Consider the following 20,548-nt stretch of genomic DNA (forward strand, 5'->3'; position numbering starts at 1 on the left):
GCTTTCCATTGCTATCATCGCGCTTCCTTTGGCCTCACTTCGTTTATCGCCATGACCGATTTGCCATCGCCCAACGCCCTGCCCCACGCCTTTTTCGATCGCGACGCCCAGGTGCTTGCCAAGGACCTGCTGGGCAAAGTCATCCGTCACAAGGTCGGTGACCTGTGGCTCAGCGCGCGGATCATCGAGACCGAGGCGTATTACTTCGCCGAAAAAGGCAGCCACGCCTCGCTGGGCTACACAGAAAAACGCAGGGCTCTGTTTCTGGATGGCGGCCACATCTATATGTACTACGCCCGGGGCGGCGATTCGCTGAACTTCAGCGCCCAAGGGCCTGGCAATGCGGTGCTGATCAAATCGGCGTACCCGTGGGTCGACGCCCTTTGCGGGCCGGCGAGCCTGGCGCAGATGCTGCTCAACAACCCCGACGCCCAAGGTCGGCCGCGCACACCGCAAAAACTCTGTGCCGGCCAGACCTTGCTGTGCAAAGCCCTGGGGCTGAAAGTGCCGGACTGGGACGCCAAACGCTTCGACCCCGAGCGCTTGCTGGTGGAAGATGTCGGCGTGCCGACGGTCAATGCGATCCAGACCACCCGCCTGGGTATCCCCCAGGGACGCGACGAGCACCTGCCCTACCGCTTCGTCGACGCCGCCTACGCCCCGTGGTGCACCCGCAACCCGTTGCGGCGCGGACAGGTCGAAGGGCGTGATTACTTTTTACTTTCATGAACACAAACACCGCATCCCCCTGTGGGAGCGAGCTTGCTCGCGATGGCGTCGGGTCAGCAGAATGGGGGCCGACTGATACACCGCCATCGCGAGCAAGCTCGCTCCCACAGTTGATCTTCAGTGGCCGCAGGTTTTGTGTTCACAACAGAACCCCACAGGGGGGTTCGGTGCATGCCAATCACTATTCAATGGAGTTGTATTTATGGGCCCATGGCTCGATAGCATCACCGGCTGGTTGACCGTCAACCCGCAATGGCTGGCGGTGGCGGTGTTCATCGTCGCCTGCGTGGAGTGCCTGGCCATCGCAGGCCTGATCGTGCCGGGTACCGTGCTGTTGTTTGCGATTGCCGTGCTGGCCGGCAGCGGCGCGTTGTCCTTGGGCGAGACGTTGCTGCTGGGCCTGCTTGGCGGGCTGCTCGGGGACCTGGTGTCGTATTTCCTGGGCCGGCATTTCCATCAGAACATCCGGCGCCTGCCGGGGCTGCGGCATCACCCGGAATGGATGAGCGCGGCGGAAAACTATTTCCAGCGCTACGGCATCGCCAGCCTGCTGGTGGGCCGTTTCATCGGCCCGCTACGGCCGATGTTGCCGATGGTGGCCGGGATGTGCGACATGCCATTCCCACGCTTCGCCGCCGTCAGCGTGTTGGCTGCGGCGGGCTGGACCGTGGCGTACCTGCTGCCGGGCTGGGCCACCGGGGCGGCGTTTCGCCTGCCGCTGCCCGAAGGTTTCTGGCCACAGGCCGGCGTGGTCATCGGCAGTATCGCGGTGATGATCGGGCTGAGCGTCAACAGCAGCATGCGCCGCCATCGCCATGCCACGGCACTGATCGCAGGCCTGGGCCTGGTGATCCTGATCGGCCTGTTCATCGGCTTTCGCTACCTGACGGCGTTCGACCAGGGCTTGATGGCCCTGGTCCAGGAGCACCGCAGCGCGACGCTGGATGAAATCGCCGTGACCTTCACGCTGATCGGCGAATTCCGCTACATGTTGATTGTCTGCAGCCTGGTGACCGGGTTGCTGCTGTTGGCACGGCAATGGCGCCAGGCGATCTTTGCCGGGGGCACGATGCTGATCACCGCCCTGGCCAATGCCGGCTGCAAACACTTCTTTGCCCGCGTGCGCCCGGAAATCCTCACCGACCCGCTGACCAGCTACAGCATGCCCAGCGGCCACTCCTCCGGGGCCTTCGCGCTGTTCCTGACTCTCGCCGTCCTGGCCGGCCGCGGCCAACCACCCCGCCTGCGCCTGACCTGGCTGTTGCTGGGCTGCTTGCCGGCGCTGGCCATCGCTCTGTCGCGGGTCTACCTGGGCGCGCATTGGCCGAGCGACATCGCCGCCGGGGCGATGCTCGCCGCCAGCATCTGTGCGGCCGCCCTGTGGTTGAGCCAGCGCCAGAGCCCGCTACCGGCCATGCCGCCAAAAGTCTGGTGGCTGCTCCTGCCGGCGCTGGTGGCGGTGTTCAGCTTCTTCGCCCTGCGGCACTTGCCGCATGCGATGTTGCGGTATGCCTATTGAATACACTATCTGTGGGCACTGGAGATCCCATGTGGGAGCGAGCTTGCTCGCGATGACGGCGGCACAGTCAACATGGATGCAAGCTGACCCACCGCTATCGCGAGCAAGCTCGCTCCCACAGGGGGGCGGTGTTGTTCAGTGGATATGAGGGGTGTCAGGCAAAGAGTTCGCCCTGCAACTCATCCAGCAACGCCTGGATCGCATCCAGCCGCTGCTGGGGATCATCGAGTTGCAGCAGGTCGATCTTGTCCAGCTCATTGAACGGCAGCAGGTAGGCCAGTTGATTGGCCAGCGATTGCTGGCCGGTCGCTTCGGTGCCCATGTTCAAGGCTTCGACCATCGGGTGCTCGGCCAGGGCCTTGAGCAGCGCCACCAGGTCGGCGTCTTCCTCTTGCAGCGGTTGCTCCGGCTCTTCTTCCAGCCACTCGACCTCGGCGACCGTCAGTTGGTCCGCCTGGACGCTGCTGCCATGGACGATAAAGCGCCGCCCGCCCTGCACGCGAATGCCCAGCAGACCATTGTCCTGCTGGGAGAAATCGGTGATGCGCGCCTCACAACCGACCCGCGCGTAGCCTTCAGGCGCGATGCCGACTTCCTCGCCATCGAGGATGCACACCACGCCGAAGCCTTCGCCCTTTTTCATGCAGCGCCCGATCATGTCGAGGTAACGCGCCTCGAAAATCTGCAAGTCGAGGATGCAACCGGGGAACAGCACGGTGTTCAACGGGAAAAGCGGCAAGCTCATAACCAGTTCCTTAAACCGTCATCGACACCACCAACGGCAGCAACACCGCCGTGGCCACGCCCATCAGACTCATCGCCAGCGCCGCAAAGGCGCCGGTTTCCTCGCTTTCCTGCAACGCCACCGACGTGCCCACCGCATGGGCCGCCAGCCCCAGGGCCATGCCCCGGGCTTCTGGGCTATGGACACCCAGCCTGGTCAGGATGCTCGGGCCGAGGATCGCCCCGAGCACACCGGTGATCAACACGAACACCGCCGCCATCGCCGCCACACCGCCGATCTGCTCGGCCACCAGCATGGCGATCGGCGAGGTCACGGACTTGGGCGCCATGGTCATCAGGATCATGTGTTCGGCGCCAAAAGCCCAGCCCAACACCACCGCAGAGCCCGTGGCAAACACCCCAGCTATCACCAGAGTAGTAAAAATCGGCCAGAACAACTGCCGGATCCGTCGCAAGTTCAAATACAACGGCACGGCCAGGGCGACCGTGGCCGGGCCCAGCAGGATGCTGAGGATCTCGGTGCTCTTGCGGTATTCGGCATAGTCGATGCCGCAACCGACCAGCACGACGATCAACAGCACCATCGACATCAGCACCGGTTGCAGGAACACCCAGCGGGTCTTTTCGAACGCCGCCAGCACCAGTTGATAGGCGCCCAGGGTAATGCCGATGCCAAACAACGGATGATGGATCACCGAGGCCCAGGCACCTTGCCAGTCGAGCATCATTGACTGTCCTCCGGGGCGGCGACGTGACGCCGGGCCAGGCGCTGCATCAGCACCCCCGTCAACGCCACGGACAGCACCAGCGACAAGGTCAACGCACCGACGATGGCCCAGAAATCGGCGGCAATCGCCCGGGCATAGACCATCACCCCCACCGCGGGCGGCACCAGCAGCAATGGCAGATAACGCAGCAGGCTGCTGGCGGCCAGGTTCAGCGGCTCGCTGACTTCGCCGCGCATGACCAGATAGCCCAGCAACAGCAGCAGGCCAATGATTGGGCCCGGCAACACGGGCAGGAACAAATGATTGATCGCAGTACCCAGCAATTGAAACAGCACCAGCCAGGTCAGGCCCCGTAGCAACATCCGCTCTCTCCCCCACAAACACCCATAAACCCCGCCCCGTAGAAACCACCTGCCGAAACTGCCTGTAGGAGCTGTCGAGTGCAACGAGGCTGCGATCTTTCCCCTGCCAATTGAGTCTGAAGCGAAAGATCAAAAGATCGCAGCCTTCGGCAGCTCCTACAGGGAGTAACCAGACGACACATTTAAACACGCCCGCGCTATGGTTCGGCATTCGTAAAAAGCATGGTCGATGACCTTCCCGGCGCGCCATGTTGATCTACAGTGGTTCTCCGGGGATGCCGATCCCCGCTCCAGAAAAAGTAAAACCGATGAACCCAAGGAGAGTCTCAATGCCCTACGTCCCCGTTGCAGCGCTCAAAGATTATGTCGGCAAGGAACTTGGACGTTCCGAATGGCTCACCATCGATCAGGAGCGTATCAACCTGTTCGCCGAAGCCACTGGCGACTTTCAGTTCATCCACGTCGATCCGGTCAAGGCCGCGCAGACCCCGTTTGGCAGCACCATTGCCCACGGTTTCCTGTCGCTGTCACTGATGCCCAAGCTGATGGAAGACATCCTGATCCTGCCCGAGGGCGTGAAGATGGTCGTCAACTACGGGCTGGACAGCGTGCGTTTCATCCAACCGGTGAAGGTCGATTCCAAGGTCCGGCTCAAGGTCGACCTGGTGGAAGTCACCGAGAAAAAACCTGGCCAATGGCTGCTCAAGGCCACCGCCACGCTGGAGATCGAAGGTTCGGAAAAACCGGCCTACATCGCCGAGCCGCTGTCGCTCTGCTTCGTGTAAACCTGCGCGGTCGCGAAACCGCTCGTGCAGTTTCGCATCGCTTCTCTGTATCTAAAGCGCATAGCTGCGGCATACTCGTGGCCTGATGACCTGGATCCCGTTATGCGCTTATTCGTCCCACTGACCCTGACCCTGCTGCTCACCGCCTGTGGCAACGGCGAATCGCCGTTGCCTCCCGACGCGCGCCTGCCCGACGGCGGCCGCTATCGCGGCGACTTGGTGGACGGGTTGCTGCAAGGCCAGGGGCGCATCGATTATCCCAATGGCAGCTGGTACGCCGGGCAGTTCGACAAAGGCCAGTGGCACGGCGCCGGGGAATGGCATGGCAGCAATGGCGAGGTCTATCGCGGCCAGTTCCAGCAGGGCCTGTTCCACGGCCAGGGCAGCCTGACGACACCGACCAGCAGCTACACCGGCGGCTTCAAGCTCGGGCGGCGGGACGGTGAAGGGACGCTCAAGGAAAACGGCATGACCTACCGGGGCGAGTTCAAGGCCGACCGCTATTCCGGCCTCGGACGCCTGGAACTCGACGACGGCAGCCAGTACCAAGGCCCGTTCGCCAACGGCAAGCCCAACGGTGAAGGCCAGCGCTTCGACGCCAGCGGCAACCAGTTCACCGGGCATTTTGTCGACGGGCAACTGCAGGGCAAGGGCACCTTCAACAGTGCCGATGGCGATGTCTACATCGGCGGCTTCAAGAACAACCAGCTCAACGGTCGCGGGCGCTACGAAAATGCCGACGGCGATGTCTGGATCGGCCGGTTCAAGGACGGCGCGCTGACCGGCAAGGGCGAACTGATCGGCGCTGACGGCAGCCACTACCTCGGACAATTCAATGATTGGCGCTTTACCGGCGATGGTCGCCTGAACCTGCCCGACGGCAGTTTTTACGTCGGCCAGTTCGAAAGCGACAGTTACCACGGGCGCGGCACCCTGGTGCTGACCGACGGCACCGTGCAAAGCGGCACCTGGGCCAACGGCCAACGGGTGCGCGACGCGGACGGCAGGTTGCTGCCGGATGTGCTCGAACTCGGCTTGCTGGCCCAAGGCCGCCTGCTGGACGATGCCCTCGCCAACATCCCGGCCTCGACCCCGGCGGTGGAGCTGTACAGCCTGACCCTGGGCGGCGACGGCAAGCAAAGCGTGTTCCTGCGCGAGTCCGACTATGTCGCCAACATGCTCGCCAGCCGTTTCGGCGCGTTCGGACAGATCCGCCTGGTCAACCACCGCGATCACCTCGGCGACCGGCCCATGGCCAGCCGCGAAAGCCTGCGCCGCGCCGCCGCCACCCTGGCCGAACGCAGTGGTCCGGAAGACTTGATTTTCATCTACCTGACCAGCCACGGCACCAGCGAACATGAACTGGTGCTCGACCAGCCGCGCATGGAACTGGCCGACCTGCCCGCCGATGAACTGGCCGTGGTGCTGGCACCGTTGAAGAACCGCGACAAGATCGTGGTGATTTCGGCCTGTTATTCCGGCGGCTTCATCCCGGCGCTCAAGGATGAACGCACCCTGATCATGACCGCTTCACGGGCCGACCGGGTGTCCTTCGGCTGCTCCGAGGAAGCCAACTTCACCTATTTCGGCGATGCGCTGTTCGCCCAGGCGTTGAACCAGACCGACGACCTGGAGCAGGCCTTCAAGCGGGCCAAGGCCACCGTGGCCGAGCGCGAACAGGCCGACAACTTCGAAGCGTCCGAACCACAGATGTGGGCGCCGAGGACGGTCCTTTCCCACTGGCAACTGCTGCGCAAACAGCAGGCACGTAAAGCATTGCAAAGTGCTGCATTGAACGACGGAGCCACAAAGAGCAACTAAGCTGAATCGTATCAAGGGGGAAACACTATGTACTTGACGCCTCAGCATGTTTTGCTCGCCGGTGCTACCGGGCTGACCGGAGAACATCTACTGGACCGGCTGCTCAACGAGCCGACCATCACTCGCGTATTGGCGCCTTCACGCCGGCCACTGGCTGAGCATCCACACCTGGAAAACCCGGTTGGGGAGCCGGCCCAGGTGCTGCCTCAACTCAGTGGCCAGGTGGACATCGCCTTCTGCTGCCTCGGCACGACCATCAAGAAAGCCGGCTCTGAAGCAGCCTTTCGCGCGGTGGACCTGGACCTGGTCGTGACGTTTGCCAAGCGCGCCCGGGAACTGGGTGCACGGCACCTGGTGGTGATCAGCGCGCTGGGGGCCGACGCCAAGTCATCAATCTTCTACAACCGGGTCAAAGGTGAAATGGAGGCGGCACTCAAGGCCCAGGGCTGGCCGCAACTGACCATTTGCCGCCCTTCCCTGTTGCTGGGCGACCGGGTTGAACCGCGCCTGGCCGAGCAACTGGCCGGGCCCTTGTCCAAGTTGATCCCGGGCAAGTACCACGGCATCGAAGCCTGCCAACTGGCCCGGGCCATGTGGCGTCTGGCGCTGGAAGAGCAGGATGGGGTGCGGGTGGTGGAGTCGGATGAGTTGCGTAAGCTCGGCAAATGATTCTGCTGCGCCTGGACGGGCGCCCTGTAGGAGCTGCCGAAGGCTGCGATCTTTTGATCTTTTGATCTTTCGCTTGGAACTCAAGTGGCTGGGGAAAGATCGCAGCCTCGTTCCACTCGACAGCTCCTACACAGCGTCTACACAGCTTCCATGCGCAGCCCAGCGGGAGCAAGCTCCCTCGCCACAGGTTCTATGGTGTTCGCTACATCCCGCCCGTAGCTTGAAACCCTACACCAATCGCCGTGAACAACGACAACGGCAACAACAAGGTATCCAGCAACGCACTGCCCGGCAGATCCACACCCGGGTAGCTCGGCGCCTCGGCGCCAAAGCGGTCCTTGGCGCAGCAGCCACCGTTGAGGGCGTACAGATCCAGGCGCGTCCCGGCGTACACCACCGGCGCGCCGGGCTTGGCGGCGTCGAGGGTGCGTGCGGTGGCGCAGCCGGTCAGTTGCAGCGCCAACAGCACGATCAGCAGCTTATTCATCACTGCTCAAATGATGCTCGCCCCAGCGCGGCAACATGTCCTGGGGGATGTTCAGCAGATTGAGGATCCGCGCGACCACGAAATCGATCAGGTCATCAATGGTCTGCGGCTGGTGATAGAACCCCGGCGAGGCCGGCAGGATGCTCACGCCCATGTTCGACAGCTTGAGCATATGTTCCAGATGAATGCTCGAATACGGTGTCTCTCGCGGCACCAGGATCAACTGGCGGCGCTCCTTCAGCGTCACGTCCGCCGCCCGTTCGATCAGATTGTTGCAGGCCCCGGTGGCAATCGCCGACAGCGTGCCAGTGGAACACGGCACCACCACCATGGCAGCCGGTGCGCCGGAGCCCGAGGCCACCGGCGACATCCAGTCTTCCTTGCCATACACGCGAATCTGCCCCGCCGCCGCACCGGTGTATTCGGTGAGGAAGGCTTGCATCATCTGGGTCTTGGCCGGCAGGGTCACGTCGGTCTCGGTGGCCATCACCAGTTGCGCGGCCTTGGAGATCAGGAAGTGCACCTCGCGGTCTTCGCGTACCAGGCAATCGAGCAGGCGCAAGCCGTACTGGGCGCCGGACGCACCGGTCATCGCCAGCGTGATGCGTTCCGGACCATTGCTCATTTCAGCGCCTCGGCCAGTTTGCCGTGCAGCCCGCCGAAGCCGCCGTTGCTCATGATCACCACGTGAGTGCCGGGCTGGGCCTGGCTCTTCACGCGCTCGATGATGCCTTCCAGGGAATCGCTGACAATCGACGGCACTGTGCACAGCGCGGCGGTGGCGCCGAGGTCCCAGCCCAGGTTGGCCGGTGCGTACCAGATCACCTGGTCGGCATCGACCACGCTTTCTGGCAGGCCGTCACGGTGCGCGCCGAGCTTCATGGAGTTGGAACGCGGCTCGATGATCGCAATCAGCGGCGCCTCGCCGATGCGCTTGCGCAACCCGTCGAGGGTGGTGGCGATGGCAGTCGGGTGGTGGGCGAAGTCGTCATAGATGGTGATGCCGCGCACTTCGGCGACCTTCTCCATCCGCCGCTTCACGCTCTTGAACGCGCTCAACGCGGCAATGCCCATGGACGGCACCACGCCGACATGCCGGGCCGCCGCCAGGGTCGCCAGGGCGTTGGCGACGTTGTGCTGGCCGGTCATGTCCCACTCGACCACGCCTTGGGACACGCCTTCGAACATGACTTCGAACTGCGAACCGTCATCCTTGAGCAACTTCACCTGCCACTGGCCACCCGCACCGGTGGTTTGCACCGGGGTCCAGCAGCCCATCTCGATCACACGCTGCAAGGCCGGTTCGGTGGTCGGGTGAATCACCAGGCCCTCGCTGGGGATGATGCGCACCAAATGGTGGAACTGTCGCTCGATGGCCGGCAGATCGGGGAAGATGTCCGCATGATCGAACTCAAGGTTGTTGAGGATCGCGGTGCGGGGACGGTAGTGGACGAATTTCGAGCGCTTGTCGAAAAACGCGCTGTCGTATTCGTCGGCCTCGATCACGAAGAACGGCGTGCCGCCCAGGCGCGCCGACACCGAGAAATTCTGCGGCACGCCACCGATCAGGAAACCCGGGCTCATGCCGGCATGCTCTAGGACCCAGGCGAGCATGCTGCTGGTGGTGGTCTTGCCGTGGGTACCGGCCACAGCCAGGACCCAACGGCCCTGCAACACGTGATCGGCCAGCCACTGCGGCCCGGACACGTATGGCAGGCCTTTGTTGAGCACGTACTCCACCGCCGGGTTGCCACGGGACATGGCGTTGCCGATGACCACCAGGTCCGGCGCCGGGTCCAGTTGCGCCGGGTCATAGCCTTGGGTCAGTTCGATGCCCTGGGCTTCCAGCTGAGTGCTCATCGGCGGGTAGACGTTGGCGTCGGAGCCAGTCACGTGATGGCCCAGCTCCTTGGCCAGGACCGCCATCGAACCCATGAAAGTGCCGCAAATACCGAGAATATGGATGTGCATAGTCGACCTCGTAAAACATGGCCGCAGGTTAGCGTAGGGAGGGGGAAATCGCACCTTGTGTTTCGAACTTACCACCACCAGAACACCGCAACTCCCCTCTGTGGGAGCTTGCTCCCACAGTTGAATGTACAACCCGGCTTTTGTGGCGAGGGAGCTTGCTCCCGCTCGACTGCGCAGCAGTCGCCTTCGGTTTCAGGCTGGAAAGAAAGCTTGGGGCTGCTGCGCAGCCCAGCGGGAGCAAGCTCCCTCGCCACAACAGCAGTCAGCAGTCAGCAGTCAGCAGTCAGCAGTCAGCAGTCAGCAGTCAGCAGTCAGCAGTCAGCAGTCAGCAGATTAATTATCAGTGGCTCAGCGGGCAATCGCGTGTTTGCGCAGCTTTCGGTAAAGGGTATTGCGGCTGATCCCCAGTTGTTCCGCCGTGTGGGTCATGTGCCAGCGCTGGCGCTCCAGCGCATCGAGCAATGCCAGCCGCTCGGCATCCTCCAGCGGCCGCTCCGCCACCGCCTCAACCAGCGCAATCGACGGACGCTGGCGGATCATGGCTGGCAAGTCCTCCAACCCGATGCGCCCGTCGTCACACAGCGCGGCAAGGGTCCGCAGCACGTTGCGCAGTTGCCGCACGTTGCCCGGCCAGTCAAACGCCAGCAACGCCTGGCGCGCCGGCTCTTCGATGGACACCGTCTCGGCCCCGCTCTCTTCAGCCAGCAGAAAATCCAGCAACTGCGATTTGTCGCTGCGTTCGCGCAACGCCGGCAGCGGGATTTCCAGGCCGTTGAGGCGGTAGTACAAATCCTCACGAAAACTGCCGTCCTGCACCCGCTCCAGCAACTGCCGATGGGTGGCGCTGATGATGCGCACGTTCACTGCCTCGGGCTCGCCACCGATGGGCACCACCTGGCGGTCTTCCAGCACCCGCAGCAAACGGGTCTGCAAGGCCAGGGGCATGTCGCCGATTTCATCGAGGAACAGCGTGCCGCCGTCGGCCTGTTGCAACTTGCCACGCATGCCTTCCTTGCGTGCGCCGGTGAAGCTGCCGCCGCGATAGCCGAACAGCTCGCTCTCGATCAGGCTTTCCGGGATGGCCGCGCAGTTGAGGGCGACGAAATGCTTGCCGGCGCGCAGGCTGGCGTGGTGCACGGCCTTGGCAAACGCCTCCTTGCCAGAGCCGGTTTCACCCTGGATCAGCAGCGGCACATCGCGCTCGAACACCCGCAGCGCCTTGCGAAAATGCTCCTGCAACGCCGCATCCCCCAGGCAGATGCCTGGCAGGCGGGCGGGCTCGATGATCTTGAGCGCTGGTGCAACCGGCACCGGCACGCTGCGCGGCTGCCCGCGCAGCACGGCGAACAAATGCCGACCGTCACGGGTGCGCAGCGGCCAGCTCGCACTGGCATTTACACTCGCGCGGCCGAGCAACTCGTCCAACGAACAATCGAAAAAGTCCTCCACCCGCTGGCCCAGCAAGCGGCCGCGAATATGCCCCAAGAGGTTCAGCGCGCTCTGGTTGACGGCGCTGATCCGCCCTTCGCCGTTGAACGCCAGCAAGCCTTCGCTGAACAGCCCTACGGACTCGGCCTGCAAGTGGAAGCGCAGCAGCCATTGATTGTCGAAGCAACGCAGGAAATAGCAGCTCTCGATCATCTTCGCCGAGAGATTGACCAGGGCCATGGTGTGGAACTGGCTCTGGCGCGACACGTCCGGCCGGGCCGAAGACACGTCGAGCACCGCCAGCAGTTCGCCCTGAGGGTCGAAGACCGGGCTGGCCGAGCAGGTCAGGCCGGTATGGCGGCCACGAAAATGTTCTTCCTGGTGGATGGTCAGGGCCTGGCGCTCCACCAGGCAGGTGCCGATGCCGTTGGTGCCTTCGCAGGCTTCGCTCCAATCGGCGCCGAGCCAGAGGCCGGCCCGTTCGAAAATCTTCCGCTCGCTGGGGGCCGTGACGCAGTTGAGGATCACGCCCCGGGCGTCGGTCAGCAACACCGCGTGGCCAGCGCCGGAGAGTTGCTGGTGCAGGCTGGTCATTTCATTGCCGGCGATGTGCAGCACCTGCTGCAAGCGCTCGCGACTTTCCAGCACCCGGCCATGTTCGAGCACCGTCGGCGCCAGGTTCTGGGCCGGGTCGAGGTGATAGTCCTCGAGGCAGCGCAGCCAGGAACGGGCAATCGACGGATCGCTGCCAGGGCCCTGCAAATGGGCCTTGCCCTGGGTGACCGTCAGGACTTGCTGGGCATGGCGACTCAAATGGTTGCTGTGCATTTCTTATTGTTCTCCCCTGAAGGACCTTTTGGACCTGCCGACACATTACCCCGTGGCGAGGGAGCTTGCTCCCGCTGGGCTGCGCCGTAGGAGCTGACGAGTGCAACGAGGCTGCGATCTTTCCACTGACAATTGAGTCGAGAGCAAAAGATCAAAATCAAAAGATCGCAGGCTTCGCCAGCTCCTACAGAGCCCAGTGGGAGCAAGCTCCCTCGCCACAAAAGCGGTCCGTCCATGGCCTCGCCGTCGAGGCCCAGCATCCTCCAGCCCAACCGCCTTTGCAATGCTGGCGCGACCTGTCAGTCACAGACTGTCTCGCATCTGGCACAAACTGTCACACCCGCTGTATCGCAAGCGTCACACAACCCATCCGTTTGTCCGACCAACTCCTCCTAAAGTCTTGATTTATGGGCCCTGCAAGGCAATGGCCCAACCTTTGCTCTAGGCTTAATTACCAGCGCTCAATTTTGCGCGGCCCTCCCGTATAAGCACAAAAGCCAAGGAGAACTCATCATGCGTTACGCTCACCCCGGTACTGAAGGCGCTATCGTTTCGTTCAAGAGCAAATACGGTAACTACATCGGCGGCGAGTTCGTCGCGCCTGTCAAAGGTCAGTACTTCACCAATACTTCCCCGGTCAATGGCGAAGTCATTGCCGAATTCCCGCGCTCCACAGCCGAAGACATCGAAAAGGCCCTGGACGCCGCCCACGCTGCCGCAGATGCCTGGGGTGCCACGTCGGCCCAGGCGCGTTCGCTGGTCCTGCTGAAAATCGCCGACCGCATCGAAGCCAACCTCGAAGTGCTGGCGATCACCGAATCCTGGGACAACGGCAAGGCCGTGCGCGAAACCCTCAACGCCGACATCCCCCTGGCCGCCGACCACTTCCGCTACTTCGCCGGTTGCCTGCGGGCCCAGGAAGGCAGCGCCGCCGAGATCGACGGCAACACCGTGGCTTACCACATCCATGAACCGCTGGGCGTGGTCGGGCAGATCATCCCGTGGAACTTCCCGCTGCTGATGGCCGCCTGGAAACTCGCCCCGGCCCTGGCCGCCGGTAACTGCGTAGTGCTCAAGCCGGCCGAGCAAACCCCACTGGGCATCAGCGTGCTCATGGAGCTGATCGGCGACCTGCTGCCGCCCGGCGTGCTGAACGTGGTGCAAGGTTTCGGCAAAGAAGCCGGCGAAGCCCTCGCCACCAGCAAGCGCATCGCCAAGATCGCCTTCACCGGGTCCACCCCGGTGGGCTCGCACATCATGAAATGCGCCGCCGAAAACATCATCCCGTCTACCGTGGAACTGGGCGGCAAGTCGCCGAACATCTTCTTCGAAGACATCATGCAAGCCGAGCCGAGCTTCATCGAGAAAGCCGCCGAAGGCCTGGTGCTGGCGTTCTTCAACCAGGGCGAAGTCTGCACCTGCCCATCCCGCGCCCTGGTGCAGGAGTCGATCTACGACGAATTCATGCAAGTGGTGATGAAGAAAGTCCTGCAGATCAAACGCGGCGACCCGCTGGACACCGAGACCATGGTCGGCGCCCAGGCGTCCGAGCAGCAATTCGACAAGATTCTTTCGTACCTGGAAATCGCCAAGGGCGAAGGCGCCGAGCTGCTGACCGGCGGCAAGGTGGAAAAACTCGAGGGCAACCTGGCGACCGGGTATTACATCCAGCCGACCCTGCTCAAGGGCACCAACAAAATGCGCGTGTTCCAGGAAGAAATCTTCGGCCCAGTGGTGAGCATCACCACCTTCAAGGACGAAGCCGAAGCCCTGGCGATCGCCAACGACACCGAGTTCGGCCTCGGTGCCGGCCTCTGGACCCGCGACATCAACCGCGCCTACCGCATGGGCCGGGCGATCAAGGCCGGTCGCGTGTGGACCAACTGCTACCACCTGTACCCGGCGCATGCCGCGTTCGGTGGCTACAAGAAGTCCGGCGTGGGTCGTGAGACGCACAAGATGATGCTCGACCATTACCAGCAGACCAAGAATTTGCTGGTGAGCTACGACATCAATCCGTTGGGGTTCTTCTAAGCCCTGGGGGCGAGGCAGGTCAGACTGCTTCGCCCTTTAGATAGCTATCGCGAGCAAGCTCGCTCCCACAGGGATCTGTGGATAACTCGTTTCCAGGGTTGGCAACAGATCCACTGTGGGAGCGAGCTTGCTCGCGATAGCGCCCTCACTGACAACATCAAACTACCGTCCCACCGCTCTGGCATGAGCCTTGCGTGCCCGCTCCACAGCAATCCCGAAAGTCCAACAGATCAAACAATAAAAAAGAAAGAGAGGACTTATGACTTCTACCACTCAACTCAAACCCACACTCGGCACCCTGCATTTATGGGGCATTGCCGTCGGCCTGGTGATTTCCGGTGAATACTTCGGCTGGAGCTACGGCTGGGGCACCGCAGGGACCCTCGGGTTTCTCGTCACCGCCCTCATGGTGGCGTTGATGTACACCTGCTTCATCTTCAGTTTCACCGAACTGACTACCGCAATTCCTCACGCTGGCGGGCCTTTTGCCTACAGCCGACGGGCCTTCGGCGAGAAAGGCGGGTTGATCGCCGGGATCGCCACCCTGATCGAATTCGTCTTTGCGCCCCCGGCCATCGCCATGGCGATTGGCGCCTACCTCAACGTGCAATTTCCCGAGCTGGACCCCAAGCTGGCGGCGGTCGGCGCGTACATCGTGTTCATGACCCTGAACATCCTCGGCGTCAGCATCGCCGCGGCGTTCGAGCTGGTGGTCACCGTGCTGGCGGTCGCCGAGTTGCTGGTGTTCATGGGCGTGGTCGCGCCGGGCTTCAGCTTCAGCAACTTCGTGCTCAACGGCTGGTCGGGCTCCAATGAGTTCACCCTCGCCTCGATCCCGGGCATTTTCGCGGCGATCCCCTTCGCGATCTGGTTCTTCCTCGCCATCGAAGGCGCGGCCATGGCCGCCGAAGAAGCCAAGGACCCGAAACGCACGATTCCCCGCGCTTACGTCAGCGGCATCCTGACCCTGGTGTTCCTCGCCATCGGCGTGATGATCATGGCCGGCGGCGTGGGCGACTGGCGCACCCTGTCGAACATCAACGACCCGCTGCCCCAGGCCATGAAGGCCGTGGTCGGCAACAATTCAACGTGGATGCACATGCTGGTATGGATCGGCCTGTTCGGCCTGGTGGCGAGTTTCCACGGGATCATCCTCGGTTACTCGCGGCAGTTCTTCGCCCTGGCCCGGGCCGGCTACCTGCCCCGTGGCCTGGCGAAACTGTCACGCTTCCAGACCCCGCACCGGGCAATCCTGGCCGGCGGCGTGATCGGCATCGCGGCGATCTACAGCGATGGCCTGGTCAACCTGCAAGGCATGACGCTGACGGCGGCGATGATCACCATGTCGGTGTTCGGCGCCATCGTGATGTACATCATCAGCATGCTCAGCCTGTTCAGGCTGCGTAAGACCGAACCAAACCTGGAACGCACCTTCCGCGCCCCGGGCTATCCGATTGTGCCGGGCATTGCGCTGTTCCTGGCGGTGGTGTGCCTGATCGCGATGGCCTGGTTCAACACCGTGATCGGGCTGGTTTTCCTTGGCTTCATGATTGTCGGCTACCTGTATTTCCAACTGACCGCCAAGCAACGCTCCGATGCACCGGCGGACGCTATGCTCACAGGTATCTGAAGTTGCACCGGCACCGGGCCCAAGGTCCGGTGCCTGCCATATAGAAGTGCACGCGGTTTTGCTCTTCTGTGGGAGCGAGCTTGCTCGCGATAGCGGTGGGTCAGCAGAGTATTTGTCGACTGACATTCCACTATCGCGAGCAAGCTCGCTCCCACAGGGTTGGATCTGCGGTGTATTTGAGTTATTTAGAGAACCAGGAGGACACCGCCCCATGGCCGCATTCGCCCATTCCGTCGGCGCCCAGACCTACCGCTTCGACAGCCTCAAAGACCTGATGGCCAAGGCCAGCCCGGCGCGTTCCGGGGATTTTTTGGCCGAGGTCGCGGCGCTCAACGATGGCGAGCGCGTGGCCGCGCAAATGGCGCTGGCCGACCTGCCCCTCAGCCATTTCCTGCAAGAAATGCTGATTCCTTACGAGGTCGACGAAGTCACCCGGCTGATCGTCGACACTCACGATAAACAAGCTTTCGCCACCGTCAGCCACCTCACCGTCGGCGGCTTTCGCGATTGGCTGCTCAGCGACGCCGCCGATGAACAGAGCCTGCGGGCGCTGGCCCCGGGCCTGACGCCGGAAATGGTCGCCGCCGTGTCGAAAATCATGCGCGTGCAAGACCTGGTGCTGGTAGCGCAGAAAATCCGCGTGGTGACCAAGTTCCGCGGCACCCTCGGCCTGCGCGGGCGCCTGTCGACCCGCCTGCAACCCAATCACCCCACAGACGAACCGGCCGGCATCGCCGCGAGCATCCTAGATGGCCTGCTCTACGGCAACGGCGACGCCATGATCGGCATCAACCCGGCCACCGACAGCACCGCTTCGATCTGCGCCATGCTGGAAATGCTCGACGCCATCATCCAGCGCTACGACATCCCCACCCAGGGCTGCGTGCTGACCCACGTCACCACCTCCATCGAAGCGGCGAACCGCGGCGTGCCCCTGGACCTGGTGTTCCAGTCCATCGCCGGCACCGAAGCGGCCAACGCCAGTTTCGGCATCAGCCTGAGCGTCTTGAAAGAAGGCTACGACGCCGGGCTCAGCCTGAATCGCGGCACCTTGGGCAACAACCTGATGTATTTCGAAACCGGCCAGGGCAGCGCGCTGTCAGCCAACGCCCACCACGGCGTCGATCAACAGACCTGCGAGACGCGGGCCTACGCCGTGGCACGGCATTTCAACCCGTTCCTGGTGAACACGGTTGTAGGATTCATCGGCCCGGAGTACCTGTACAACGGCAAACAGATCATCCGCGCCGGCCTCGAAGACCACTTCTGCGGCAAGTTGCTGGGCGTGCCGATGGGTTGCGACATCTGCTACACCAACCACGCCGAAGCCGACCAGGACGACATGGACACCCTGCTGACCCTGCTGGGCGTGGCCGGGATCAACTTCATCATGGGCATCCCCGGCTCCGACGACATCATGCTCAACTACCAGACCACCTCGTTCCACGACGCCCTCTACGCCCGCCAGACCCTGGGCCTGAAGCCGGCGCCGGAATTCGAAACATGGCTGGCGAACATGGGCATCTTCACCCAGGCCGATGGCCGGGTGCGGTTTGGCGACAACCTGCCACCGGCGTTCCGTCACGCCCTCGCGCATTTGGGATAAGTGAGCTGCCCATGGATAAATCACCTGTCGACCCACAAAACCCTTGGCTGAACCTGCGCAACCTCACCCCGGCGCGCATCGCCCTGGGCCGCACCGGCACCAGCCTGCCGACCCAGGCGCAACTGGACTTCCAATACGCCCACGCCCAGGCCCGCGATGCCGTGCACCTGGCGTTCGATCACCAGGGCATTCGCGCGCAACTGAGCGAGCGCGGCCGTGAGAGCCTGTTGCTCCACAGCGCGGCGGCCGACCGACACAGCTATCTACAGCGTCCGGATCTGGGCCGACGGCTCGACGACGCCTCAGCGCAGGTCCTGCAGGATTACGCGGCGGCCCACCCTGGCGGCGTGGATCTGGCCATCGTCGTGGCTGACGGCCTGTCGGCGCTGGCGGTGCATCGCCATACGCTGCCGTTCCTGGCGCGGCTGGAAGAGCAGATCGCTGCTGACGGTTGGTCTGTGTCGCCAATAGTTTTGGTGGAGCAAGGTCGCGTTGCCGTGGCCGATGAAGTGGCACAGCGGCTCGGCGCGAAAATGTCGGTGATCCTGATCGGCGAACGCCCCGGCCTCAGCTCCCCCGACAGCTTGGGGCTGTATTTCACCTACGCCCCCAAGGTCGGCCTGACCGATGCCTATCGCAACTGCATCTCCAATGTCCGCCTCGAAGGTTTGAGCTACGGCATGGCGGCCCATCGCCTGATTTACCTGATGCGCGAAGCCTGTCGCCGCCAGCTCTCGGGGGTCAATCTGAAGGACGAAGCCCAGGTTCACACTCTGGATTCGGAAAACGCTGCCGATATGAAAGGTAATTTCCTACTGGCGCCGCCCCGAAACTGATCCGTTTATCCGATTGCGTTTTTGATCCGCTTTCAGGCAGCATCAAAAGCACGGCAGCGCGACATTGTTGTCTGAATATCTGTCGACCTTTGCAGACGAGACCTACCATGCGGATTATCCAAGCGACCCTGGAACACCTGGACCTGCTGACCCCATTGTTCGTCAAGTACCGGGAATTCTACGGCTCCCTGCCCTACCCGGATTCGTCCCGAGCTTTCCTCGAAAAACGCCTGCGCCGCAAGGAGTCGGTGATCTACCTGGCCCTGGCCGATGACGATAACCACCGGTTGCTGGGCTTCTGCCAGCTCTACCCGAGCTACTCATCCCTGTCCCTCAAGCGCGTGTGGATCCTCAACGACATCTACGTCGCCGAAGACGCCCGCCGCCAACTGGTAGCCGACAACCTGATTCGCACCGCGAAAAAAATGGCCAAGGAAACCAACGCCGTCCGCATGCGCGTCTCCACCAGCAGCAACAACGAAGTGGCGCAGAAGACCTACGAATCGATTGGGTTCAAGGAAGACACCGAGTTCAAGAACTACGTGTTGCCGATCAGCGACGGGATTTGAGCCGTTCAGAGCAATGATCGGGGACATATCCATTGCTGCGGTGAGGGCGGCTTAGGGTTCCGCCCTGACGGCGGGTCACTTTCGAAAAGCCCGGAAGCCGGCCCAGTCGAAAGTAACCAAAGCGCTTTTGCCCCACCACTCGGCACCTCGCCTAGGCTCGGTGTGCCTGAACGAAGGCATTGCTCCGTGGGCCGCCGCGAAGGGCCATCCATGGCCCAGCGCGGCTATCCCGGCATCCATGCCGGGATGCCCACTCCACAATGCCTGCGTTCGGCCAGCGTGGTTAACGGGGCGCCCGAGATCAACGTCCACCGCGAGGCGGCCTAACGGCCGACCTGGCTCTCCTGGCCGTACACCCGTCAAATCTGTGGGAGCAAGGCTTGCTCGCGAGCCGGCCTGACAGCCGGCCTGGCTCTCCCAGTCGTACCCGATCCCATTGTGGGAGCGAGCTTGCTCGCGAAGGCGGCCTACCAGCCAGCCTGATTCTCCCGCTCATACACCCGTCAGACCTGTGGGAGCAAAGCTTGCTCGCGAGGCGGCCTGACAGCCGGCCTGGCTCTCCCAGTCGTACCCGATCCCATTGTGGGAGCGGGCTTGCTCGCGAAGGCGGCCTACCAGCCAGCCTGATTCTCCCGCTCATACACCCGTCAGACCTGTGGGAGCAAAGCTTGCTCGCGAGGCGGCCTGACAGCCGGCCTGGCTCTCCCAGTCGTACCCGATCCCATTGTGGGAGCGAGCTTGCTCGCGAAGGCGGCCTACCTGCCAACCTGATTCTCCCGCTCATACACCCGTCAGACCTGTGGGAGCAAAGCTTGCTCGCGAGGCGGCCTGACAGCCGGCCTGGCTCTCCCAGTCGTACCCGATCCCATTGTGGGAGCGAGCTTGCTCGCGATAGCGATCCACCAGGCAACATCAATACTGACTGCCCCGCCGCCATCGCAAGCAAGCCCACCCCCACAAAGAGCTCCACCGCCCACAAATCCACCGAAATCCCCCGCTACAAACTCAACACGCGCTTCACAATCCTCGCCGTATAATGCCGCTCTTCCCGGCTTGTAAGAAAAAGCTACACACTCTGTAGCCATACTCAAAGCCAGACCCACAAGCCTGCCGAGTCGGGCCGCCACCACAGGTGCTTTGCATGGATTTCAATCCCCTCGACCTCATTCTGCATCTCGACGTCTACCTCGACATGCTGGTGACCAACTACGGGACGTGGGTCTACGCCATCCTGTTCCTGGTGATCTTCTGTGAAACCGGCCTGGTGGTCACACCCTTCCTGCCCGGCGATTCCCTGCTGTTCATCGCCGGCGCCGTAGCCGCCGGTGGCGCCATGGACCCCCTGCTACTGGGCGGCCTGCTGATGCTCGCCGCGATCCTCGGCGACAGCACCAACTACCTCATCGGCCGCACCGCTGGCGAAAAACTGTTCAGCAACCCCGACTCGAAAATCTTCCGCCGCGACTACCTGCAGCAAACCCACGACTTCTACGACAAACACGGCGGCAAAACCGTGACCCTGGCGCGTTTCCTGCCGATCATCCGCACCTTCGCACCCTTCGTCGCCGGCGTCGGCAAGATGAATTACCTGCGCTTCTTCGGCTTCAGCGTCCTCGGCACCGTCCTCTGGGTCGGCGGCCTGGTGACCCTCGGCTACTTTTTCGGCAACGTGCCCTTCATCAAGCAGAACCTGTCGCTGCTGGTCGTCGGCATCATCCTGGTGTCGCTGCTGCCGATGATCATCAGCCTGGTGCGCAGCAAACTGAGCCAGCGCGCCTCGAAAGCCCAACCGCGCTGATCGT

General features: G+C 62.8%; 19 protein-coding genes. 12 read left to right on the forward strand and 7 right to left on the reverse strand.

The genetic code is table 11. The annotated features are described in order from the left end of the window. Nucleotides 1–51 precede the first annotated feature (51 nt). Complete coding sequence (locus tag QMK47_RS25715; protein ID WP_214512952.1) at nucleotides 52–729, forward strand: DNA-3-methyladenine glycosylase; 678 nt, start codon at nucleotides 52–54, stop codon at nucleotides 727–729. Nucleotides 730–931: 202 nt separating this feature from the next. Then, nucleotides 932–2,248, forward strand: a complete 1,317-nt coding sequence (locus tag QMK47_RS25720) for a bifunctional DedA family/phosphatase PAP2 family protein (RefSeq protein WP_320389500.1) — start codon at nucleotides 932–934, stop codon at nucleotides 2,246–2,248. A gap of 154 nt (nucleotides 2,249–2,402) precedes the next feature. Here the strand turns inward: QMK47_RS25720 and QMK47_RS25725 are convergent, their stop codons facing one another. The 3 genes from QMK47_RS25725 to QMK47_RS25735 are packed head-to-tail and all read right to left on the reverse strand — an operon-like array spanning nucleotide 2,403 to nucleotide 4,082. After that, a complete protein-coding gene (locus tag QMK47_RS25725; RefSeq protein WP_014340384.1) occupies nucleotides 2,403–2,993 on the reverse strand; it encodes an LON peptidase substrate-binding domain-containing protein in 591 nt (196 codons plus the stop codon). A gap of 10 nt (nucleotides 2,994–3,003) precedes the next feature. Beyond that, on the reverse strand, nucleotides 3,004–3,720 hold the full coding sequence (locus tag QMK47_RS25730; protein WP_253469675.1) for an LrgB family protein: 717 nt from the start codon (nucleotides 3,718–3,720) through the stop codon (nucleotides 3,004–3,006). Next, nucleotides 3,717–4,082: a CidA/LrgA family protein gene (locus QMK47_RS25735; protein ID WP_253469678.1), complete on the reverse strand. Its 366-nt coding sequence runs from the start codon at nucleotides 4,080–4,082 to the stop codon at nucleotides 3,717–3,719. Before QMK47_RS25735 ends, QMK47_RS25730 begins: the two co-directional genes overlap by 4 nt. A 329-nt stretch (nucleotides 4,083–4,411) precedes the next feature. Between QMK47_RS25735 and QMK47_RS25740 the strand changes: the two genes are divergently transcribed. From QMK47_RS25740 to QMK47_RS25750, 3 genes are all read left to right on the forward strand, one after another. Further along, the gene (locus tag QMK47_RS25740; RefSeq protein WP_003205908.1) at nucleotides 4,412–4,867 is read left to right on the forward strand and encodes a MaoC family dehydratase; all 456 of its coding nucleotides are present in this window, start codon (nucleotides 4,412–4,414) and stop codon (nucleotides 4,865–4,867) included. Nucleotides 4,868–4,969: 102 nt separating this feature from the next. Then, nucleotides 4,970–6,688: a C13 family peptidase gene (locus tag QMK47_RS25745; RefSeq protein WP_253469681.1), complete on the forward strand. Its 1,719-nt coding sequence runs from the start codon at nucleotides 4,970–4,972 to the stop codon at nucleotides 6,686–6,688. 27 nt (nucleotides 6,689–6,715) lie between these two features. Next, entirely contained in the window at nucleotides 6,716–7,357 is a 642-nt protein-coding gene (locus QMK47_RS25750) for an oxidoreductase (protein ID WP_018611240.1), read from the forward strand. A 202-nt stretch (nucleotides 7,358–7,559) separates the two neighbouring features. Here the strand turns inward: QMK47_RS25750 and QMK47_RS25755 are convergent, their stop codons facing one another. The 4 genes from QMK47_RS25755 to QMK47_RS25770 form a co-directional block, all read right to left on the reverse strand. Next, nucleotides 7,560–7,844 (reverse strand): YceK/YidQ family lipoprotein, encoded by a 285-nt coding sequence (locus QMK47_RS25755; RefSeq protein ID WP_053125688.1) that lies wholly within the window; start codon nucleotides 7,842–7,844, stop codon nucleotides 7,560–7,562. Then, nucleotides 7,837–8,469, reverse strand: a complete 633-nt coding sequence (ubiX, locus tag QMK47_RS25760; RefSeq protein ID WP_024619363.1) for a flavin prenyltransferase UbiX — start codon at nucleotides 8,467–8,469, stop codon at nucleotides 7,837–7,839. Before ubiX ends, QMK47_RS25755 begins: the two co-directional genes overlap by 8 nt. After that, nucleotides 8,466–9,815, reverse strand: coding sequence for a UDP-N-acetylmuramate:L-alanyl-gamma-D-glutamyl-meso-diaminopimelate ligase (gene mpl / locus QMK47_RS25765; protein WP_320389501.1), 1,350 nt, complete (start codon nucleotides 9,813–9,815; stop codon nucleotides 8,466–8,468). Before mpl ends, ubiX begins: the two co-directional genes overlap by 4 nt. A 348-nt stretch (nucleotides 9,816–10,163) precedes the next feature. Further along, nucleotides 10,164–12,071, reverse strand: coding sequence for a sigma-54-dependent Fis family transcriptional regulator (locus QMK47_RS25770; RefSeq protein ID WP_320389502.1), 1,908 nt, complete (start codon nucleotides 12,069–12,071; stop codon nucleotides 10,164–10,166). Nucleotides 12,072–12,584: 513 nt separating this feature from the next. On the opposite strand from QMK47_RS25770, the gene QMK47_RS25775 reads away from it, so the two are divergent. The 7 genes from QMK47_RS25775 to QMK47_RS25805 all read left to right on the forward strand — a co-directional run bounded on the left by QMK47_RS25775 (nucleotide 12,585) and on the right by QMK47_RS25805 (nucleotide 20,544). Further along, complete coding sequence (locus QMK47_RS25775; protein WP_214512960.1) at nucleotides 12,585–14,105, forward strand: aldehyde dehydrogenase family protein; 1,521 nt, start codon at nucleotides 12,585–12,587, stop codon at nucleotides 14,103–14,105. 259 nt (nucleotides 14,106–14,364) lie between these two features. Then, entirely contained in the window at nucleotides 14,365–15,735 is a 1,371-nt protein-coding gene (eat, locus tag QMK47_RS25780) for an ethanolamine permease (protein ID WP_253469690.1), read from the forward strand. A 211-nt stretch (nucleotides 15,736–15,946) separates the two neighbouring features. Beyond that, nucleotides 15,947–17,341: an ethanolamine ammonia-lyase subunit EutB gene (locus QMK47_RS25785; RefSeq protein ID WP_003205921.1), complete on the forward strand. Its 1,395-nt coding sequence runs from the start codon at nucleotides 15,947–15,949 to the stop codon at nucleotides 17,339–17,341. A gap of 11 nt (nucleotides 17,342–17,352) precedes the next feature. Next, entirely contained in the window at nucleotides 17,353–18,177 is an 825-nt protein-coding gene (eutC, locus tag QMK47_RS25790) for an ethanolamine ammonia-lyase subunit EutC (RefSeq protein ID WP_320389503.1), read from the forward strand. 107 nt (nucleotides 18,178–18,284) lie between these two features. Next, nucleotides 18,285–18,746: a GNAT family N-acetyltransferase gene (locus tag QMK47_RS25795; RefSeq protein ID WP_253469696.1), complete on the forward strand. Its 462-nt coding sequence runs from the start codon at nucleotides 18,285–18,287 to the stop codon at nucleotides 18,744–18,746. Nucleotides 18,747–18,932: 186 nt separating this feature from the next. After that, on the forward strand, nucleotides 18,933–19,073 hold the full coding sequence (locus QMK47_RS25800; RefSeq protein ID WP_320390564.1) for a hypothetical protein: 141 nt from the start codon (nucleotides 18,933–18,935) through the stop codon (nucleotides 19,071–19,073). 814 nt (nucleotides 19,074–19,887) lie between these two features. After that, complete coding sequence (locus QMK47_RS25805) at nucleotides 19,888–20,544, forward strand: DedA family protein (RefSeq protein WP_320389504.1); 657 nt, start codon at nucleotides 19,888–19,890, stop codon at nucleotides 20,542–20,544. Nucleotides 20,545–20,548 lie beyond the last annotated feature (4 nt).

It is taken from the genome of Pseudomonas sp. P9_35 (genome assembly GCF_034008205.1).
Taxonomy (GTDB): domain Bacteria; phylum Pseudomonadota; class Gammaproteobacteria; order Pseudomonadales; family Pseudomonadaceae; genus Aquipseudomonas; species Aquipseudomonas kilonensis.

Bases quoted from the DNA above. Each gene is read 5' to 3' on its own strand.
- QMK47_RS25715 (WP_214512952.1), top strand. From the start codon at position 52: ATGACCGATTTGCCATCGCCCAACGCCCTGCCCCACGCCTTTTTCGAT.
- QMK47_RS25720 (WP_320389500.1), top strand. From the start codon at position 932: ATGGGCCCATGGCTCGATAGCATCACCGGCTGGTTGACCGTCAACCCG.
- QMK47_RS25725 (WP_014340384.1), bottom strand. From the start codon at position 2,993: ATGAGCTTGCCGCTTTTCCCGTTGAACACCGTGCTGTTCCCCGGTTGC.
- QMK47_RS25730 (WP_253469675.1), bottom strand. From the start codon at position 3,720: ATGATGCTCGACTGGCAAGGTGCCTGGGCCTCGGTGATCCATCATCCG.
- QMK47_RS25735 (WP_253469678.1), bottom strand. From the start codon at position 4,082: ATGTTGCTACGGGGCCTGACCTGGCTGGTGCTGTTTCAATTGCTGGGT.
- QMK47_RS25740 (WP_003205908.1), top strand. From the start codon at position 4,412: ATGCCCTACGTCCCCGTTGCAGCGCTCAAAGATTATGTCGGCAAGGAA.
- QMK47_RS25745 (WP_253469681.1), top strand. From the start codon at position 4,970: ATGCGCTTATTCGTCCCACTGACCCTGACCCTGCTGCTCACCGCCTGT.
- QMK47_RS25750 (WP_018611240.1), top strand. From the start codon at position 6,716: ATGTACTTGACGCCTCAGCATGTTTTGCTCGCCGGTGCTACCGGGCTG.
- QMK47_RS25755 (WP_053125688.1), bottom strand. From the start codon at position 7,844: ATGAATAAGCTGCTGATCGTGCTGTTGGCGCTGCAACTGACCGGCTGC.
- ubiX (WP_024619363.1), bottom strand. From the start codon at position 8,469: ATGAGCAATGGTCCGGAACGCATCACGCTGGCGATGACCGGTGCGTCC.
- mpl (WP_320389501.1), bottom strand. From the start codon at position 9,815: ATGCACATCCATATTCTCGGTATTTGCGGCACTTTCATGGGTTCGATG.
- QMK47_RS25770 (WP_320389502.1), bottom strand. From the start codon at position 12,071: ATGCACAGCAACCATTTGAGTCGCCATGCCCAGCAAGTCCTGACGGTC.
- QMK47_RS25775 (WP_214512960.1), top strand. From the start codon at position 12,585: ATGCGTTACGCTCACCCCGGTACTGAAGGCGCTATCGTTTCGTTCAAG.
- eat (WP_253469690.1), top strand. From the start codon at position 14,365: ATGACTTCTACCACTCAACTCAAACCCACACTCGGCACCCTGCATTTA.
- QMK47_RS25785 (WP_003205921.1), top strand. From the start codon at position 15,947: ATGGCCGCATTCGCCCATTCCGTCGGCGCCCAGACCTACCGCTTCGAC.
- eutC (WP_320389503.1), top strand. From the start codon at position 17,353: ATGGATAAATCACCTGTCGACCCACAAAACCCTTGGCTGAACCTGCGC.
- QMK47_RS25795 (WP_253469696.1), top strand. From the start codon at position 18,285: ATGCGGATTATCCAAGCGACCCTGGAACACCTGGACCTGCTGACCCCA.
- QMK47_RS25805 (WP_320389504.1), top strand. From the start codon at position 19,888: ATGGATTTCAATCCCCTCGACCTCATTCTGCATCTCGACGTCTACCTC.